Source organism: Dickeya poaceiphila, from assembly GCF_007858975.2.
GTDB classification, from domain to species: domain Bacteria; phylum Pseudomonadota; class Gammaproteobacteria; order Enterobacterales; family Enterobacteriaceae; genus Dickeya; species Dickeya poaceiphila.
The window spans coordinates 950224-967819 of record NZ_CP042220.2 but is presented as its reverse complement, the minus strand read 5'-3'; the positions used below and the strand labels follow the sequence as shown (position 1 = coordinate 967819).

21 protein-coding genes and 1 tRNA gene are annotated in these 17596 nt (G+C 52.9%); 14 read left to right on the top strand and 8 right to left on the bottom strand.

The window, feature by feature from the left end:
* Positions 1–6 precede the first annotated feature (6 nt).
* The 8 genes from sfsA to panD all read left to right on the top strand — a co-directional run bounded on the left by sfsA (position 7) and on the right by panD (position 6537).
* A complete protein-coding gene (sfsA, locus tag Dpoa569_RS04295) occupies positions 7–726 on the top strand; it encodes a DNA/RNA nuclease SfsA (protein WP_042872221.1) in 720 nt (239 codons plus the stop codon).
* Between the two features lie 167 nt (positions 727–893).
* The gene (gene dksA / locus Dpoa569_RS04290; protein WP_012768782.1) at positions 894–1349 is read left to right on the top strand and encodes an RNA polymerase-binding protein DksA; all 456 of its coding nucleotides are present in this window, start codon (positions 894–896) and stop codon (positions 1347–1349) included.
* A gap of 92 nt (positions 1350–1441) precedes the next feature.
* Positions 1442–2350, top strand: a complete 909-nt coding sequence (gene gluQRS, locus Dpoa569_RS04285) for a tRNA glutamyl-Q(34) synthetase GluQRS (RefSeq protein ID WP_146411081.1) — start codon at positions 1442–1444, stop codon at positions 2348–2350.
* 68 nt (positions 2351–2418) lie between these two features.
* Positions 2419–3822, top strand: a complete 1404-nt coding sequence (gene pcnB, locus Dpoa569_RS04280; RefSeq protein WP_071604337.1) for a polynucleotide adenylyltransferase PcnB — start codon at positions 2419–2421, stop codon at positions 3820–3822.
* Positions 3819–4307, top strand: a complete 489-nt coding sequence (gene folK / locus Dpoa569_RS04275) for a 2-amino-4-hydroxy-6-hydroxymethyldihydropteridine diphosphokinase (RefSeq protein ID WP_042872225.1) — start codon at positions 3819–3821, stop codon at positions 4305–4307. The genes pcnB and folK overlap by 4 nt, the downstream gene beginning before the upstream one ends.
* Before the next feature lie 162 nt (positions 4308–4469).
* Complete coding sequence (panB, locus tag Dpoa569_RS04270) at positions 4470–5261, top strand: 3-methyl-2-oxobutanoate hydroxymethyltransferase (protein ID WP_042872227.1); 792 nt, start codon at positions 4470–4472, stop codon at positions 5259–5261.
* Between the two features lie 15 nt (positions 5262–5276).
* Complete coding sequence (gene panC, locus Dpoa569_RS04265; protein WP_042872230.1) at positions 5277–6131, top strand: pantoate--beta-alanine ligase; 855 nt, start codon at positions 5277–5279, stop codon at positions 6129–6131.
* A gap of 25 nt (positions 6132–6156) precedes the next feature.
* A complete protein-coding gene (gene panD / locus Dpoa569_RS04260) occupies positions 6157–6537 on the top strand; it encodes an aspartate 1-decarboxylase (protein WP_042872233.1) in 381 nt (126 codons plus the stop codon).
* Between the two features lie 69 nt (positions 6538–6606).
* On the opposite strand, the gene Dpoa569_RS04255 is transcribed toward panD, so the two are convergent.
* Both Dpoa569_RS04255 and Dpoa569_RS04250 read right to left on the bottom strand, forming a co-directional pair.
* Positions 6607–7377 (bottom strand): ABC transporter permease, encoded by a 771-nt coding sequence (locus tag Dpoa569_RS04255; protein WP_042872235.1) that lies wholly within the window; start codon positions 7375–7377, stop codon positions 6607–6609.
* Positions 7374–8297 carry an ABC transporter ATP-binding protein gene (locus Dpoa569_RS04250; protein ID WP_042872236.1) on the bottom strand — a complete coding sequence of 308 codons (924 nt, stop codon included), beginning with the start codon at positions 8295–8297 and terminating at the stop codon, positions 7374–7376. The genes Dpoa569_RS04255 and Dpoa569_RS04250 overlap by 4 nt, the downstream gene beginning before the upstream one ends.
* A 127-nt stretch (positions 8298–8424) precedes the next feature.
* Between Dpoa569_RS04250 and can the strand changes: the two genes are divergently transcribed.
* The gene (gene can, locus Dpoa569_RS04245; RefSeq protein ID WP_042872238.1) at positions 8425–9066 is read left to right on the top strand and encodes a carbonate dehydratase; all 642 of its coding nucleotides are present in this window, start codon (positions 8425–8427) and stop codon (positions 9064–9066) included.
* 105 nt (positions 9067–9171) lie between these two features.
* Here the strand turns inward: can and hpt are convergent, their stop codons facing one another.
* Positions 9172–9705 carry a hypoxanthine phosphoribosyltransferase gene (gene hpt / locus Dpoa569_RS04240; protein WP_173023993.1) on the bottom strand — a complete coding sequence of 178 codons (534 nt, stop codon included), beginning with the start codon at positions 9703–9705 and terminating at the stop codon, positions 9172–9174.
* Between the two features lie 144 nt (positions 9706–9849).
* On the opposite strand from hpt, the gene Dpoa569_RS04235 reads away from it, so the two are divergent.
* Positions 9850–10302 carry a GNAT family N-acetyltransferase gene (locus Dpoa569_RS04235; protein ID WP_042872240.1) on the top strand — a complete coding sequence of 151 codons (453 nt, stop codon included), beginning with the start codon at positions 9850–9852 and terminating at the stop codon, positions 10300–10302.
* A gap of 61 nt (positions 10303–10363) precedes the next feature.
* Here the strand turns inward: Dpoa569_RS04235 and Dpoa569_RS04230 are convergent, their stop codons facing one another.
* The 3 genes from Dpoa569_RS04230 to Dpoa569_RS04220 all read right to left on the bottom strand — a co-directional run bounded on the left by Dpoa569_RS04230 (position 10364) and on the right by Dpoa569_RS04220 (position 13531).
* A complete protein-coding gene (locus tag Dpoa569_RS04230; RefSeq protein WP_042872243.1) occupies positions 10364–10660 on the bottom strand; it encodes a hypothetical protein in 297 nt (98 codons plus the stop codon).
* 242 nt (positions 10661–10902) lie between these two features.
* On the bottom strand, positions 10903–11967 hold the full coding sequence (locus Dpoa569_RS04225) for an ABC transporter ATP-binding protein (protein ID WP_042872245.1): 1065 nt from the start codon (positions 11965–11967) through the stop codon (positions 10903–10905).
* Positions 11968–11974: 7 nt separating this feature from the next.
* A complete protein-coding gene (locus Dpoa569_RS04220; RefSeq protein WP_227983125.1) occupies positions 11975–13531 on the bottom strand; it encodes an ABC transporter permease in 1557 nt (518 codons plus the stop codon).
* A gap of 290 nt (positions 13532–13821) precedes the next feature.
* Between Dpoa569_RS04220 and Dpoa569_RS04215 the strand changes: the two genes are divergently transcribed.
* From Dpoa569_RS04215 to speD, 3 genes are all read left to right on the top strand, one after another.
* Positions 13822–14169, top strand: coding sequence for a YacC family pilotin-like protein (locus Dpoa569_RS04215; RefSeq protein WP_042872250.1), 348 nt, complete (start codon positions 13822–13824; stop codon positions 14167–14169).
* Positions 14170–14277: 108 nt separating this feature from the next.
* The gene (speE, locus tag Dpoa569_RS04210; protein WP_042872252.1) at positions 14278–15141 is read left to right on the top strand and encodes a polyamine aminopropyltransferase; all 864 of its coding nucleotides are present in this window, start codon (positions 14278–14280) and stop codon (positions 15139–15141) included.
* Between the two features lie 30 nt (positions 15142–15171).
* Entirely contained in the window at positions 15172–15966 is a 795-nt protein-coding gene (speD, locus tag Dpoa569_RS04205) for an adenosylmethionine decarboxylase (protein WP_042872254.1), read from the top strand.
* A gap of 158 nt (positions 15967–16124) precedes the next feature.
* On the opposite strand, the gene Dpoa569_RS04200 is transcribed toward speD, so the two are convergent.
* Positions 16125–16201, bottom strand: a tRNA-Asp gene (locus Dpoa569_RS04200).
* A gap of 130 nt (positions 16202–16331) precedes the next feature.
* Positions 16332–17066: a DNA polymerase III subunit epsilon gene (dnaQ, locus tag Dpoa569_RS04195; protein ID WP_042872257.1), complete on the bottom strand. Its 735-nt coding sequence runs from the start codon at positions 17064–17066 to the stop codon at positions 16332–16334.
* Between dnaQ and rnhA the strand changes: the two genes are divergently transcribed.
* Entirely contained in the window at positions 17020–17586 is a 567-nt protein-coding gene (rnhA, locus tag Dpoa569_RS04190; protein WP_173023992.1) for a ribonuclease HI, read from the top strand. The genes dnaQ and rnhA overlap by 47 nt on opposite strands.
* Positions 17587–17596: the final 10 nt, after the last annotated feature.

The following is a 17596-nucleotide window of genomic DNA, read 5'->3' as shown; positions in this document are numbered from 1 at the left end:
TCATCCATGCAATTTTCCCCACGCCTGCGCCCCGCCACACTGCTCAAACGTTACAAACGATTTCTGGCGGATGTCGTCACCCCTGACGGAGAATTCCTGACCCTGCACTGCCCCAACACCGGCGCCATGACTGGCTGCGGCGCGCCCGGCGATACCGTCTGGTACTCCACATCGGATAACCCGAAACGCAAGTATCCGCATACCTGGGAACTGACGCAAACCGCACCAGGGCACTGGATCGGGGTAAACACCTTGCGCGCGAATCAACTGGTGCTTGAGGCACTGCAAGCAGGCCGACTTGCCGATTTCACAGGTTACACCACTATCCGCACCGAAGTGCGTTATGGTTCGGAAAACAGCAGGATAGATGTGTTATTACAGGCAGAGGGGCGAGCTGACTGCTATATTGAAGTCAAATCAGTCACATTGCTGCAACATGGATGTGGTTACTTTCCCGATGCAGTGACCCTCAGAGGGCAGAAGCATTTGCGGGAACTGCAACAGATGGCAGAACAGGGCTGTAGCGCCGTATTGTGTTTTGCCGCGTTGCATTCCGGCATCAGCCAGATTGCCGCAGCGCAACACATTGACCGACATTACGCCGAATTATTACAACTCTCCCGGCAGCAAGGGGTTGAAATTCTGTGTTACGGTGCCCATATATGCCCAGATAGTATGACGTTGGGGACGCGGTTACCGTTCAATAACGTGACGACAGCGGACTAATTCTGCCACGCGTTATGTATTATCTGATGAGATTATGTCGTTTCTCACACTTTGTCAGGCCAGTGTCGGGAATCATTGCCAACCACACCTCCATCTGTTATTTATAGCGGCCTGTTTTTCCCCCTAGGGGGGCGATACTGCGTGTCGTGTTATGTAGGAGAAGCAACATGCAAGAAGGGCAAAATCGTAAGACATCCTCTCTGAGCATTCTCGCAATTGCCGGAGTGGAGCCGTACCAGGAGAAGCCGGGCGAAGAATACATGAACGACGCTCAGCTGGCTCACTTCAGGCGTATTCTTGAAGCATGGCGCAATCAACTCAGGGATGAAGTCGATAGAACCGTATCGCACATGCAGGATGAAGCGGCTAACTTTCCCGATCCAGTAGACCGTGCCGCTCAGGAAGAAGAATTCAGCCTTGAACTGCGCAACCGTGATCGTGAACGTAAGCTGATCAAGAAGATTGCTAAAACACTGCAGAAAATCGAAGACGAGGACTTTGGCTATTGTGAGTCCTGTGGTGTGGAAATCGGCATCCGCCGTCTGGAAGCGCGCCCCACCGCCGATCTGTGTATTGACTGCAAAACACTGGCCGAAATCCGCGAAAAGCAGATGGCTGGATAATATCCTCCGGCGGGAGAGCCTACAGCCCTGCCGCCGGATCTTTACCGATTATGACCCGTCATCATTTATCCTAACCGGCACGATATTGTCGTATGCCTGAATCACGCCCTTATGTCGGACGTTTCGCGCCCTCTCCTTCTGGCGATCTCCATTTTGGCTCCCTGATAGCCGCGCTGGGCAGCTACCTGCAAGCCCGCTCCTGTCACGGGCGCTGGCTGGTGCGTATTGAGGACATCGATCCGCCGCGCGAAGTACCCGGTGCCGCTTCCCGTATTCTCCGACAACTGGAACAGTACGGTCTGCTGTGGGACGGCGATGTGGTGTATCAATCTCGCCGCCATGATCGTTACCGTGCGGTGCTGGCGGACCTGCAACATCAGGACAAATGCTATTACTGTACCTGTACCCGACAGCGCATCCAGCAAATTGGCGGTCACTATGACGGCTATTGCCGCGCTCGCAGCCTGCCACCGAACAACGCAGCACTACGCCTGCGCCAGACCAGTCCTGTGATGCACTTTCACGATCGCTTGCGTGGGCAGATTGATGCCGACCCGATGCTGGCGAAAGAAGATTTTATCATTCATCGTCGTGACGGCTTGTTTGCCTATAATCTGGCGGTGGTGGTGGATGACCACGATCAGGGCGTGACTGAAATCGTACGTGGCGCAGACTTGATTGAACCGACGGTGCGGCAGCTATCGTTGTACCAACAGTTGGATTATCCGGCACCAGATTATGTGCATCTGCCGCTGGCGCTTAATACCGACGGCAATAAGCTCTCCAAGCAGAATCACGCACCGGCGCTGCCTGACGGCGATCCGCGAATCGTATTGGCACAGGCACTGGCGTTTCTGCGCCAGCCGCTGCCAACGCACTGGCGCGATCTTGACCGGGACGCCTTGCTCGCGTGGGCCATCTCGCACTGGTCGCTGACTACAGTTCCTGTCGAATCCGCCCTTATATCGCCGGAAATAACATCAGCATTCTCAAAGGGCTGAGGGTGAGCTATGATTAGCCGCTATTTTTTGTTGTACCGCTAATTTTTCAATGATTATCGAGGTGTATTATCTTTACCCGGGTAGCTAATTTTTGCCGCAAGGTACTGAATCGTGAGAATGAGCCAGCCAGGGCGGACAATCCGCCGCAAGCGATGACGGTCATTCCCCGTGACCAACATGCCATTTCACGCAGCGACATGAGTGAGAATGCGCTGAAAGTACTGTATCGCCTGAGCAAAGCGGGCTATGAGGCTTATCTGGTAGGCGGCGGCGTCCGCGACCTACTGTTGGGCAAAAAGCCCAAAGACTTCGATATTACCACCAACGCCACGCCGGAGCAGGTTCGCAAGTTATTCCGCAATTGCCGACTGGTGGGCCGCCGTTTTCGTCTGGCGCATGTCATGTTCGGCCCTGAGGTGATTGAAGTCGCCACATTCCGTGGTCACCACGAGCAGCATCAGGAACAGGAAACCAAAAATGCCGCCCAGCAAGGCCACAACGGTATGCTGCTGCGCGATAACATTTTCGGCACTATTGAAGAAGATGCGCAGCGGCGCGACTTCACCATCAACAGCCTCTATTACAGCATTGCCGACTTTACCGTACGTGACTATACCAATGGTCTGCATGATCTGCGTCAGGGATTGATTCGCCTGATTGGCGACCCGGAAACCCGCTACCGCGAAGATCCGGTTCGTATGCTGCGCGCCGTGCGTTTTGCCGCCAAACTCGGTATGCACATCAGCCCGGAAACCGCCGAGCCGATTCCTCGTCTGGCCTCATTGCTGCATGACATTCCGCCAGCGCGGTTGTTTGAAGAATCGCTGAAGCTCTTGCAGGCAGGTCACGGTTACCCCACCTACCAGCTGCTGTGTGAATACCAGTTGTTCCAGCCCCTGTTTCCGCTGATTAGCCGCTATTTCACCGCTAACCGCGAAAGCACGATGGAGCGGATGATAGTACAGGTGCTGAAAAACACCGATCAGCGTATCCAGAACGATATGCGCGTTAACCCGGCGTTTTTGTTCTCCGCCATGCTGTGGTATCCGCTGGTAGAACACGCTCAGAAACTGACGCAGGAGAGTGGGCTTGCCTACTTCGAAGCGTTTGCATTAGCTATGAACGACGTTCTCGATGAGCAGTGCCGCTCGCTGGCAATTCCCAAACGGATCACGTCGCTTGTGCGCGATATCTGGCAGTTGCAGTTGCGCCTGTCGCGTCGTCAGGGCAAACGCGCCTTTAAGCTGATGGAACACCCGAAATTCCGTGCCGCTTATGACCTGCTGTGCCTGCGTGCGGAGACCGAAAACCACCAGGAACTACAACGCCTGGCACAGTGGTGGGGAGAGTTTCAGGTCGCCGCACCGCCGCGCCAGCAAGCCATGTTGAACACACTGGATGACGGCCCGACGCCGCATCGTCGTTCACGCCGTCCGCGCAAGCGCCCAATCCATCGGGATAATGCCCGGTGATCCGCGTTTATCTGGCGCTGGGCAGTAACCTGTCTGAGCCATTGCAACAGGTGCGTGCAGCGCTCACGGCGCTGGACGCTATTGCGCATACCCGGCTGGTGCGCTGTTCGCCGTTTTATCGCAGCCGCCCGCTCGGCCCTCAGGATCAGCCTGATTATCTCAACGCCGTCGCCGAATTGCAGACCGGGTTGTCACCGGAGTCTTTACTGGACCACACCCAACGCATTGAGCAGGAACAAGGGCGGGTGCGCAAAGAACACCGTTGGGGACCACGTACTCTCGACCTGGATATTTTGCTGTTTGGCGACCTGACGCTACATACCGAGCGGCTCACGGTGCCGCACTACGACATGAAAAACCGCGAGTTTATGCTCTATCCGCTGGCGGAACTGGCGCCTGATCTGGTGTTTCCCGACGGCGAAGCACTGGCGACGCGGTTACACCAGGTGCCCCGCAACGGCCTGACGCTGTGGGATGAGCAATAACCGTTTTCCTTCTCCATCCCACCGGACACAATGCACGCTTGCCGCAGAATTCATACCAATCACTTGTTTTACCAATAGAAATAGATTGCTGTTCCTGATGTATGCCATCCATTAGAATGATTCACCCTTGAACTACCCTTGCGTTGACTCAGGAAGGTTGCCATGAAAGCGACGACGATTTCCCACCTGCGCCAGTGGAAACAGGAACAGAAAAAGTTCGCCACATTGACGGCTTACGATGCCAGCTTCGCCCAACTGTTTTATGAACAGGGAATTCGCGTCATGCTGGTGGGTGACTCTCTCGGTATGACCGTACAGGGCCACGACTCAACTCTGCCCGTTACCCTTGATGACATGGTGTACCACACCCGCTGCGTGCGACGCGGTGCGCCACATTGTCTGCTGTTATCCGACCTCCCCTTTATGGGGGCCGCCACGACGGAACACGCCTGCCAGCAAGCCGCTGAACTCATGCGCGCCGGTGCCAATATGGTCAAAATCGAAGGCGGCAGTTGGCTGGCGCCAACGGTGCGCATGTTGACTGAACGTGCCATCCCGGTGTGTGGACATCTGGGGCTGACCCCGCAGTCGGTCAATATCTTTGGCGGCTATAAAGTTCAGGGACGTGATGAAGCTGCCGCCAGCCTGTTGCTGGAAGACGCACTGGCGCTGGAGCAGGCAGGCGCTCAGCTACTGGTGTTGGAATGCGTGCCGGTTTCGCTGGCACAACGGGTAACGCAAGCACTCAGCATCCCGGTTATCGGCATCGGCGCAGGCAATGTCACCGATGGCCAGATTCTGGTGATGCACGACGCGCTTGGCGTGACCGGTGGGCATACGCCGAAATTCGCCCGCAACTTTATGGCGGCGGGGGATATCCGTGCGGCTATTCGTCTGTACGTGCAGGAAGTCGAACAGGGAACCTTTCCTGATGAGAAATACAGTTTTGTTTAACACAGGAGCAAGCGAGTGTTGATTATTGAAACGCCGGTGCTGCTGCGCCGTGAACTCCGCCGCTGGCGTCAGGATGGCAAACGCATCGCGCTGGTGCCTACCATGGGCAATCTGCATGACGGCCACCTGACGCTGGTGGACGAAGCCCGCTCACGGGCTGATATCGTCGTGGTCAGTATTTTTGTCAATCCGCTACAGTTTGACCGGGCGGACGATTTGGCCCGCTATCCACGAACCTTGCAGGAAGACTGCGAAAAGCTGACGCGCCGCGGGGTTGATTTGGTGTTTGCGCCAGCGCCGGACACCCTCTACCCTAATGGCCTACAACAGCAGACGTTTGTGGAAGTACCGGGGCTATCGCAGATACTGGAAGGTGCCAGCCGCCCTGGTCATTTTCGTGGCGTTGCTACCGTCGTCAGCAAGTTATTTAATCTGGTACAACCGGATGTCGCCTGTTTCGGCGAAAAAGATTATCAGCAACTGGCGTTGATCCGTCAGATGGTAGCCGACCTGGATTACGACATCAGCATCGTCGGCGTGCCTATCGTGCGCGCCAAAGACGGCCTGGCGCTCAGTTCACGTAACGGCTATCTCACCGCCGAAGAACGCCAACAGGCACCACAACTTCATCGCATCATGAACGACATGGTGGAGCAATTGTCCAGCGGTGATCGGCAAATTGATGATATGCTCGCCAGAGCATCAGAAGCGCTACGCCACGCCGGATTCACCCCCGATGAACTGTTTATCCGCGACGCGGCAACGTTGCAGCCACTGACAACCGACAGTACCCATGCCGTGGTATTGATGGCGGCCTGGCTGGGCAAAGCGCGCCTGATTGATAACCAGCAGGTAGATTTAACCACCTGATTTAACCAACCAGAGTGACAGACCGATGATTCGAACCATGCTGCAAGGTAAGCTGCACCGGGTAAAAGTAACCCAGGCAGATTTACATTATGAAGGGTCCTGCGCCATCGATCAGGATTTTATGGATGCCGCCGGTATTCTTGAATACGAAGCGATCGACATCTACAACGTGGACAACGGCCACCGTTTTTCCACTTACGCTATCGCCGCTGAACGCGGCTCCCGCATTATTTCCGTCAATGGCGCCGCCGCGCGTTGCGCCTGCGTCGGCGACAAGCTAATTATCTGCTCGTATGTGGAAATGCCGGATGAGCAGGCCCGCACGCATCATCCCAAAGTCGCCTATTTTGGCGACAATAATGAGCTGCAGCGTACCGCCAAAGCCATTCCGGTGCAGATTGCCTGAATTATTGCGCCGATAAAAAAAGCGAGACGACAACACCGTCTCGCTTCGCATCAAACGATAACAAACAGATTAACTGCGCAATCCGCGTCCCCGCTCAATCAGCCACCAGCTCAGCCCATAGAACACCACGATGAACGTCAGCAGCACAGCCAACGTCAGCAGCAACGGCACGTCATGAATACCCAGAAACCCGAAGCGGAAACCGCTGATCATATAAACGATCGGGTTAAGTTTGGATACCGTCTGCCAGAACGGCGATAACAACGACAGCGAATAGAACACACCACCCAGATAAGTCAGCGGCGTCAGCACGAAGGTGGGTATCAGGCTGATATCGTCAAAGGTTTTGGCAAACACCGCATTGATAAGCCCCGCCAGCGAAAACAGCATCGCCGTCAGCAACAAGGTCACCACCACCATCCACCAGGCATGAACCTGCAACGGCACAAAGCATAACGATACCGCCGTTACCAGCACGCCGACGCAAATGCCGCGCGCCATTCCGCCACCGACATAGCCGGCGATAATAATGTGCGTCGGCACCGGCGCTACCAGCAGTTCTTCGATATTGCGCTGGAATTTGGCGCTGAAAAATGACGACGCGACATTCGCATAGGCGTTGGTAATCACCGACATCATGATTAACCCCGGCACGATAAACTGCATGTAGCTAAAGCCATTCATCTCGCCGATTCGGTTGCCGATCAGGTTGCCGAAGATAACGAAATACAACGACATGGTGATCACCGGCGGCAGCAATGTCTGAATCCAGATCCGGGCGAAACGGTTGACCTCTTTGATCCAGATACTCTGCAACGCCACCCAATATAACCCCATCATGCTTTATCTCCGTTGTTATTGAGCAGAGCAACAAACAGTTCTTCCAGACGATTGGCCTTATTACGCATACTGAGAACCTGAATCCCCTGCGCGCTGAGCTGGCTGAAAATGCCGTTCAACCCCTGCTCTCTTCTGACATCCACTTCCAGCGTGGAAGTGTCCACCAACCGGTGCTGATAGCCTTCCAACCGCGGCAAGGCGCTCTTCGCCGCCAGATCGAAAATAAAGGTTTCTGATTGCAACTTGGCCAACAGCGCTTTCATTGAGGTGTTTTCCACCAATTGCCCAGACTGGATGATGCCGATATTGCGGCATAACATCTCCGCTTCTTCCAGATAATGGGTGGTCAAAATAATCGTCGTGCCCTGCCCATTAAGCTCTTTGAGAAATCCCCACATTGAACGCCGCAATTCAATGTCCACCCCGGCAGTCGGCTCATCAAGAATCAACAGTTTAGGTTCATGCATCAACGCACGCGCAATCATCAGCCGACGCTTCATGCCGCCGGACAACATACGCGCGCGTTCGTTACGTTTACCCCACAAATCAAGCTGGTTGAGGTATTTTTCGGCGCGTTGTACCGCTTCCTGCCGGGGAACGCCGTAGTAACCAGCCTGATTGACTACGATTTGCATCACAGTCTCAAACGGATTGAAGTTGAACTCCTGCGGCACTAACCCCAGTTGCCGTTTGGCGTTCACGATATCCCGGTCCAGATCGTGACCGAACACCTGAACGCTGCCGTCAGTTTTGTTAACCAGTGAACTAATGATGCCGATAGTGGTGGATTTACCCGCGCCGTTAGGTCCCAGCAGAGCATAAAAATCCCCCGCTTCGACGCGCAGGTCAATGCCGCGCAGGGCGCGAACGCCCCCTGGGTAAGTCTTGGTCACATTCGCCAATTCCAGTGCATATGTCATAGCTGAAAGCGTGCCTTATTATCAGTTGAGCGAGTCCTGGTCGGACCCAGTTTTCGATTTCAAAACCCCTGTGATTGCTCTATATTACCCTGCACCGCCCTTTTGTTGTTACAGGTCATTTACTTTCATGAAAACCATAGAAACGCTTATCGCCAATAACCAGCAATGGTCTGAAACGATAGTGAAAGAAGACCCTGATTATTTTGAGCGACTTGCATTAGCTCAGCGCCCTCGATTTCTGTGGATTGGCTGCTCTGACAGCCGCGTTCCCGCCGAAAGCCTGACCAGTCTTGAACCGGGTGAACTGTTCGTACACCGCAATGTCGCCAATCTGGTGATCCATACCGATCTTAACTGCCTGTCCGTCGTGCAGTATGCGGTTGAAGTGCTGGAAGTAGAACACATTATCATTTGCGGCCACTATGGATGCGGCGGTGTGCAGGCAGCGGTCGAAAATCCGGAACTGGGGTTGATCAACAACTGGCTGCTCCACATTCGTGACCTGTGGTATAAGCACAGCTCATTGCTGGGGGAATTGCCGCCCGAACAACGATTTAACAAACTGTGTGAAATCAATGTGGTGGAACAGGTGTACAACCTCGGCCACTCTACCATCATGCAGTCAGCCTGGAAACGCGGTCAGAAAGTGACGATTCATGGCTGGGTCTATGGGATTCAGGATGGGCGCTTGCGCGATCTGGAAGTCACCGCCACCAGCCGCGAAACGCTGGAGCAGCGTTATCGCCGTGCAGTTTCAGCGCTGTTTTAAACACACTGATTATTTTAAGCATACTGATTGTTTTAAAGACACTAATTAGCTTTAAACACCGCAGTATTAATCACGCCCATGCCATCATGGGCGTGATGTTATGAGTTATAGCGGGATGACCTTGCCGATAAACGGCAGGTGACGATAGTGCTGGGCATAGTCGATACCATACCCCACGACAAACTCATCAGGGATAGAAAAACCGACCCATTCCACCGGCACCGGAACTTCACGGCGTGACGGTTTATCCAGCAGTGTACAAATAGCCAGCGATTTCGGCTCGCGCAGTTGCAGAATTTCCCGCACTTTGCTTAACGTATTACCAGAATCGATAATATCTTCAACAATCAACACATCTTTGCCGCGGATATCCTCATCCAGATCCTTAAGGATTTTCACATCGCGGGTTGAATTCATACCACTGCCGTAGCTGGATGCGGTCATGAAATCGACTTCATGCGAATGGTCAATGGCACGACACAAATCGGCCATAAATACAAAAGATCCTCGCAATAACCCTACCAGCACCATGTCGCAGCTGCTATTGCGATAATGTTCGCTGATCTGTCGTCCAAGTTCAGTCACCCGCGCCCTGACCTCAAGCTCGGAGATCATGACTTCCACCGTATGTTTCATCATACTGACAACTCACAGAAAAAAGATATCCTGTATTGGCCGCAGTGGCCATACTCCAATGCTGACTCACAGTCAGGCTGTGCCGCATTTATCACGGCGCGCAGTATAACAGAAAGCCCGGAATCCCCCACGTATAGCGGAGAGAATATGACATCCTTATCGTCTTCAACGGCTGACAATGTCGTTACCTATAAAGTGAATGACCCTATTAACGTTGACCAGTTTATCCACCTGCTTAACCGAACCTCGCTCGGCCCAAGACGGCCTCTGGAGCAACGCGACACCCTCGTCGGCATGTTAACGCAAGCGGACTTACTGGTAACGGCATGGCGTGGCGATGAACTGGTGGGTGTGGCGCGCAGCGTAACGGACTATCACTTTTGCTGCTATCTGTCCGATCTGGCGGTGGATGAAGCTTTTCAGCATAACGGCATAGGCCAGCAGCTTATCGAACACACGATGCGGCAACTGAAACCGCAATGCCGTCTGATTCTGATTGCCGCCCCCCAAGCGGTGGATTACTACCCCAAAATCGGCTTTGAGGCGCATCCCAGCGCCTGGCACATTCTGGCGAGTGATTTTCTTGCGCTGAAAGGCTGAAACCAAACGTTTTATCTTGTGACGGAAATATCAACGTATTCACAAGAACGTGAGGATTTCGTTATCGCAGCATAAAATCGGGTAAAGCGGATTGCGCGGTATCAACAAAAGGTTTCTGATAGGCTTCGGCCAACCGAAACGAGGTGTAACATGACAGCACTAACGAAAACCTGCCGTACTGTGGCGCTGATTGCCGGTATTTCCCTGCTTTCGGCCTTGTCTGTGGCATCTGCCAATCCAGAAAACCCGGAACCGCGAGGACCAGACAGACAGGAGATAATGCCACCACCACCGGGGTTCCCACCGCCGCCTCCCAGATTACCACCACCACCAATACCTGCGCTTTATCAGGCGTCATTACAGACGACCGATCCCATATCGGCTGCCAATAAACTGGTTGCCAACATACCGCAAGGCAATGGTAAAACCTATGAAGTCAGCATCAGTGTGAGGGAAATCCCGCCAGAGCCGCGCCTTGAGCCGCCGGCGCCAAATGTAATCAGATAGTGTCACATAGCCCCGCAACAGGGAGTGAGGAGAAGAACAGCACGGCGTTGCACCAATGTTGAACAGGGATAAACAAAGCGGGCCTGACGCCCGCTAGTCCTGTGAATTTACCGTCGATTCAGGTGGGAACAGAACCGGTTGATCAGTGCGAATACTCAGCCGAACAGGTTGCCCCGGCTCAAACCAGTTGCCGCTTTGTACCTGAAGTTCCAGCTCACTGACCCGAACACGGTAAAAATTGCTGTTCCCCATAAATAGCCGATCTTCAATCACGCCCGGCCCATCTTCATCCAACGCCAGCGCAATCTCTTGTGGGCGAATCAACCAGTCATATTGCGCACCATGCGGCAATTTTAATGCCCTGGTTGCCTGATGTTCGCCAAGAAAACTCTGCCATTGTCTGTCGCCGCAGATCTTCACCGACAGATAATTGGCGTTCCCCATAAAACCAGCCACATAGCGATTAACCGGTCGGTAGTAAAGATCGGCGGAAAACCCTTGCTGCACAATGCCGCCGTCATGGATCAGAATCAGATGATCGGCAAAAGCAAAGGCATCCTCCCGGTCAGATGTCGCAAACAACGTGGCAATCCGGCGCTGCCGCAGAATTTGGCGTAGCTCGCTGATCAAACGGTAGCGAATTTGACTATCAACCGAAGAAAAAGGCTCATCCATCAGCAACAATTTAGGCTGGCACGCCAGCGCCCTGGCTATCGCCACCCGCTGATACTGTTCTTGAGAAAGCTCGTGAGGATAGCTACGGGTAAGGGTCTCTAGTTGCATCAATCCCACCACATCCATCGCCAGGGTACACACTTCTTCGGATGACTTACCGTGTAAACCGAAAGTGATGTTCCCCATAACCGTCAGGTGAGGAAACAGCACATCATCCTGAAACACCATCCCTACCGCTGCTGGCGATGTCTCGCCACCTTGCTCTGGAGACCCCACTTTCTGACCAGCGATCACTATTCGACCTTGTTGATGTGGCAGCAGACCCGCTATCGATTTCAGCAGTGTAGTTTTGCCATCACCACTTGCCCCTAACAGACAAACCATCTCCCCTTCATGCACGGAAAAATTCACATTCTCCAGCACGGAAAGTCGCGGGTAGCCGCAACTGAGTGAGGTTATCGCCAGAATCTCCGGGGTCGCCATAACTTACCTATCCTTCCATTCTCATCAATCGGGTTATCCCAAACAGCGGAATCATACCCACGCCCACCAACATCAGCGCAGGAGTTGCCACCAGCGGCAGTCGCTCATCCATCATAAAGCGAAACACGTAGGTTGCTATGGTTTCCACTTCAAACGGCTGCAGCAGTAGTGATGCATTCAGCTCACGCAAGCTTTCGGTAAACACCAGCAGCACCCCCACAATCAGGCAATGGCGCAACTGAGGCAGATAAACCCACAGCACTTGCTGTAAAGACGTGTAACCCAGCGACTGACTGACATGGTTCATTGCACGCGGCAGACGGGAGATGTGAATTTGTAACCGGTCAATCAGCAAGCAGCTAAAACGCATACAGTAGGCCAAAATCAGCACCAGTACCGAGCCAGCCCAAGGGTCATCCACCACGCCGCTGGTCGACGCACGCCAGGCATCCAGACCTAAAAACGGCACCAGCAACCCCATTCCCAGCGCGGTTGAGGGCAACAACCGATTGATATTGAGCCAACGCAGTGGGTTGCGATACGCCGGATTTCCCGTTGCCTGGAAATCAAACGAACACACAATCGCCAGCCCGATGACCATCAATGTGGCACAAGCAGCCGCCATAACACTGCTGGTCAATGCCAGCAAAAACGGCAAACTACAGAGCGGCGCTTCAGATAACATCGACCATCCCACCAGGCGACCGACCGGCACAACAAACGCAATCACGACCAGCGCACCGCCAAACAGCACGGTTAGAAAACACTGCCATCCGCGTAATACCGGCAGATCTTTCGGGCACACGCTACCGATTTTCTGGTAACGCAACTGACGTGCACGGCATCGACGCGCCTGAAACCAGATCAGGAACACCAGGGGTAACAACAACGACATTAACAGTGCCGCCGTACCGTGTTGTGCCTTGTCACGCCACAAATCCAGACCAGCCGTGGTAATAGTTTGCAAAGAAAAATAAGCAGAAATGCCGTAGTCACCCAGCGCTTCCGAGGCCATTAACACAACGCCAAGCGCGATAGCAGGCCGAGTCATGGGAAAAACGACACGCCAGAAAACCTGAGCATGGGTGTGATTCATCAACCGGGCAGCCTGCCGCAAGTTGACTGATTGTGACATCAACGCGGTACGCACCAGCAAATAAACATAAGGGAACAGCACCAGAGCCAGACAGAGACTGGCACACGTCACCATCCATACCTGCTGCCAGAATGTTTGGGGCACAATGTCCACATCAAATGATAAAGCGTAAAGCGTCTGCTTGACTGGCCCTTCATATCCCAACATGTCGCCATACACCGCCGCCAGTAAGTAGCCGGGCATCGCCAACGGCAATAGCAACGCCCGGTGCAGCCACACCTGACCCGTAAAACGGTAGTGTGACATTAGCCAGGCCAGCGGCAACGCGAACAACAGGCTGAAGATCACACAGCCCACCACCAGCATCAGCGAGTTCCTCCCATAAATGGGCAGAACATGCCATAACGCCAACACTGCATCGCCAGGAGTGGACAATGCCATCCCGATCATGGTTACAAGCGGGAACAAAAGGATTCCTGCTAACAGCACACTACTAATGCGCCAGATACCTGAAGTCATGAGAAATCGGTGAAATAAATTTAAACTGCACTATTAATATCAAAGCCAGACGCTGGCGTCATGGTATCAATCGCCGATAAATAGCTGGTAATTGTGCCATTGTACACACACTCCCTCTGTTTGCCCCATCCGGTGCAGCCCCCACCGATTGGTAATATCACGATGATCTGAATAAAACTTGAAATCCGGGCCGGTAACTGTGATAACGTCATCTGATAAAGTATGAAACAGGTTGAATTATGAAACATTCCGCGCTGGTGCTGCTCTTGCTCTCGTTGTTGGGCTTCTCCTCCGCCAGTAGGGCATTGAATGATTTTGAGGCTGAAGACCTCGCCGATCTGACCGCCGTTTTCGTTTATCTGAAAAACAACTGTGGTTACAAAGATCTTCCCAACGAGCAGATCCGCCGCGCACTCGTGACTTTTGCCCAGCAAAATCGCTGGGATCTCAGCAATTACAATCAGTTCGATATGATCGCCATCGGCGAAGCCAGCTACCGCGATCTGAGCGGCATCGCTATTCCCATCCCGAAAAAATGCCAGTCTCTGGCCCGAAATTCGCTCAGTTTACTCGCAAATACGCAATAAAGCGTAAAATCCTCTGTATTGCTTGAAATTTGACCGTGCAAGCGCCATGAGAGTTAGCTATCATATCGCGCCAATTTTCATGGCTGTTATCGCGGAGGAAGCCCTAACATGTCCCAGAAAGAAATTTGGTATGAAACGCTACATGCCAATTTTGGTCAGTATTTTTCGATAGAACAGGTGCTCTATCATGAAAAAACCGATCATCAGGATCTAATCATCTTCGAAAACGCTGCGCTGGGCCGGGTAATGGCGCTGGATGGCGTTGTACAGACCACCGAGCGCGACGAATTCATCTATCACGAAATGATGACCCACGTTCCGCTACTGGCTCATGGTAGCGCCAAACGCGTGCTGATCATCGGCGGCGGCGACGGCGGTATGCTGCGCGAAGTCTGTCGGCACCGTCACATTGAGCAGATCACCATGGTGGAAATCGACGCCGGCGTGGTGGCATTTTGTCGCCAGTATCTGCCTAATCACAGCGCTGGCGCTTACGATGACCCGCGCTTTCGTCTGGTAATTGATGACGGTGTTAATTTCGTCAATGCCTGCCAGGAAAAGTTCGATGTCATTATTTCCGACTGTACCGACCCCATCGGCCCTGGTGAAAGTTTGTTCACCTCTGATTTTTATCAGGGATGCGCACGCTGCCTGAATGATGGTGGGATCTTTGTCGCACAGAATGGCGTCAGCTTCCTGCAGCAGGATGAGGCGGTCAACAGCCATCAGAAGCTGAGCCACTACTTCAGTGACGTCAGTTTTTATCAGACAGCCATTCCGACTTACTACGGCGGAATCATGACCTTTGCCTGGGCTAGTAACAATCCGGCATTGCGTGCCATCGATCAAAATAGCCTGCAACAGCGGTTTGACTCATCAGAAATTACATGCCGTTATTACAATCCGGCCATTCATATCGGCAGCTTTGCCCTGCCACAATATTTACTGAATGCCCTGTCAGCCGCCCGCTGAGCATCGGCATCCATAAGGGGGTGAATTAAATTGCAAAAGCTGAAACTACATGGCTTTAACAATCTGACCAAGAGCCTGAGTTTTTGTATCTACGATATCTGTTACGCTAAAACGCCAGCTGATCGCGATGGCTATATTGCGTACATTGACGAGCAGTACAATGCGAACCGTCTGACAGAAATCCTGAGTAAAACCTGTTCCATCATCGGCGCTAATGTTCTGAATATTGCCCGACAGGATTATGAACCCCAGGGTGCCAGCGTCACCATTCTGGTCAGCGAAGAACCCATGGACCCCCGCGATGTGGATACCTCCGAACACCCTGGTCCGCTGCCGAACTCCGTCGTCGCGCACCTCGACAAAAGCCATATCTGTGTGCACACCTATCCGGAAAGCCACCCTGGCGGTGGTCTGTGCACCTTTCGCGCCGATATCGAGGTGTCCACCTGCGGTGTCATTTCACCGCTCAAGGCGCTTAACTATCTGATCCATCAGTTAGAATCGGACATCGTGACCATTGACTACCGTGTGCGCGGTTTTACGCGCGACATTAACGGCGTCAAGCATTTCATCGACCATAAAATTAACTCGATTCAAAATTTCATGTCTGACGACATGAAATCGCTCTATCATCTGATGGACGTGAATGTTTACCAGGAAAATATTTTTCACACCAAAATGTTGCTGAAGGATTTCGACCTGAAGCACTACTTGTTTAACGTCAGTCCTGAAGAGTTAAGCGCCGAAGAGCGCAAGCGCATCACTGACTTACTGTATCGAGAAATGCAGGAAATCTATTACGGTAGAAACATCGCAACCGTATGAGCAGCGACCTGAGGGCATTCGCCCTCAGGCTTTAGCAGTCGAATTTTCTTGTTTTCCTACCAGATAGACCTGAATCACTATTCGGAGAAAAAAAGTAATTTTAGGCGTTCCGTAGACGAAAAAGCCCTGAACCAGTTGATTCAGGGCTTCAAAATGATTGGCGGTGCGGACGGGACTCGAACCCGCGACCCCCGGCGTGACAGGCCGGTATTCTAACCGACTGAACTACCGCACCGCGCTGTGCTCATTGAGCGAGGTGAATACTACGGCCCGTCATCGATTGCGTCAACGCTTTTTATCACTAACCGCTTCTGTTTGCTTACATTTTCAGCGCGGCGCTGATTTTGTCATCAATGGCTCACCACTCAATTACGCCACAGGCAGCTACCGCCTTTTTTCATAATCAAATCCAGCCTTTGCTCATGCGCCACCAGCTCTTCGTCACTGGCATATAACACAGTCAGAGCCGATGCCGGGCGCGAAATACGCTGAATGGTTTCTGTTTGCACCGCCTGCTGCTGGCCCTCCGCTTCCATCGAAAAAGCCAGTGACGTTTGACCACCGGTCATCGCCAGATAAACTTCAGCCAGAATCTCGGCATCTAGCAACGCGCCATGCAGCGTACGCTTGCTGTTATCTATCTGGTAACGATCGCACAATGCATCCAGGTTATTACGCTTACCTGGAAATAAGCGGCGTGCCATCAGCAGGCTATCAGTGATGGTACAGAAGGTTTCAGTTTTCGGGATATCACGCCCAAGCAGCCGAAACTCATAGTCCATAAAGCCGATATCGAACGATGCGTTATGAATCACTAATTCCGCACCGCGGATAAAATCGAGAAAATCATCGGCAACATCAGCATAAGTCGGCTTATCAGCCAAAAATTCATCGCTAATACCATGAACCTTATAGGCTTCCGGATCGACCAGACGGTCTGGTCGAAGATAAACATGGAAGTGGCGTCCGGTCAGGCGACGGTTCACGACTTCGACCGCACCAATCTCAATAATCTTGTGCCCTTCATAGTGAACCCCCAGCTTGTTCATACCGGTGGTTTCCGTATCAAGAACGATTTGTCGTGTAATTGCAGTGCTCATCAGTTTCGTTTATGTCAGACTTATGCTTTTGACCATGAATAAGAGTCTACCAGAGATGCTAAAACAGGTTGAGATTTTCACTGACGGTTCCTGTCTCGGCAATCCTGGCCCAGGTGGATACGGGGTACTTTTGCGCTACAAGCAGCACGAAAAAACACTGAGCGCAGGCTACCGGCTAACCACTAACAACCGGATGGAACTGATGGCGGCGATCATCGCACTAGAAAGCCTGACCTCTCCTTGTGATGTTACACTCAGTACCGATAGCCAATATGTCCGCCAGGGGATTACCAGTTGGATTCACAACTGGAAAAAGCGCGGCTGGAAAACTGCGGAGAAAAAGCCAGTAAAAAACATCGATCTATGGCAACGGCTGGATAAAGCCATTCAGCGCCATACCCTGCACTGGCAATGGGTCAAAGGCCATGCGGGTCATCCTGAGAATGAACGCTGCGATGAACTGGCCCGCCAGGCTGCCAACGCACCAACCCTTGATGACACCGGCTATCAGCCAGAGTAGCCTAAACCGT

Bases quoted from the DNA above. Each gene is read 5' to 3' on its own strand.
- sfsA (WP_042872221.1), top strand. From the start codon at position 7: ATGCAATTTTCCCCACGCCTGCGCCCCGCCACACTGCTCAAACGTTAC.
- dksA (WP_012768782.1), top strand. From the start codon at position 894: ATGCAAGAAGGGCAAAATCGTAAGACATCCTCTCTGAGCATTCTCGCA.
- gluQRS (WP_146411081.1), top strand. From the start codon at position 1,442: ATGCCTGAATCACGCCCTTATGTCGGACGTTTCGCGCCCTCTCCTTCT.
- panB (WP_042872227.1), top strand. From the start codon at position 4,470: ATGAAAGCGACGACGATTTCCCACCTGCGCCAGTGGAAACAGGAACAG.
- panD (WP_042872233.1), top strand. From the start codon at position 6,157: ATGATTCGAACCATGCTGCAAGGTAAGCTGCACCGGGTAAAAGTAACC.
- Dpoa569_RS04255 (WP_042872235.1), bottom strand. From the start codon at position 7,377: ATGATGGGGTTATATTGGGTGGCGTTGCAGAGTATCTGGATCAAAGAG.
- Dpoa569_RS04250 (WP_042872236.1), bottom strand. From the start codon at position 8,297: ATGACATATGCACTGGAATTGGCGAATGTGACCAAGACTTACCCAGGG.
- can (WP_042872238.1), top strand. From the start codon at position 8,425: ATGAAAACCATAGAAACGCTTATCGCCAATAACCAGCAATGGTCTGAA.
- hpt (WP_173023993.1), bottom strand. From the start codon at position 9,705: ATGATGAAACATACGGTGGAAGTCATGATCTCCGAGCTTGAGGTCAGG.
- Dpoa569_RS04235 (WP_042872240.1), top strand. From the start codon at position 9,850: ATGACATCCTTATCGTCTTCAACGGCTGACAATGTCGTTACCTATAAA.
- Dpoa569_RS04230 (WP_042872243.1), bottom strand. From the start codon at position 10,660: ATGACGCCTGATAAAGCGCAGGTATTGGTGGTGGTGGTAATCTGGGAG.
- Dpoa569_RS04225 (WP_042872245.1), bottom strand. From the start codon at position 11,967: ATGGCGACCCCGGAGATTCTGGCGATAACCTCACTCAGTTGCGGCTAC.
- Dpoa569_RS04215 (WP_042872250.1), top strand. From the start codon at position 13,822: ATGAAACATTCCGCGCTGGTGCTGCTCTTGCTCTCGTTGTTGGGCTTC.
- speE (WP_042872252.1), top strand. From the start codon at position 14,278: ATGTCCCAGAAAGAAATTTGGTATGAAACGCTACATGCCAATTTTGGT.
- dnaQ (WP_042872257.1), bottom strand. From the start codon at position 17,066: ATGAGCACTGCAATTACACGACAAATCGTTCTTGATACGGAAACCACC.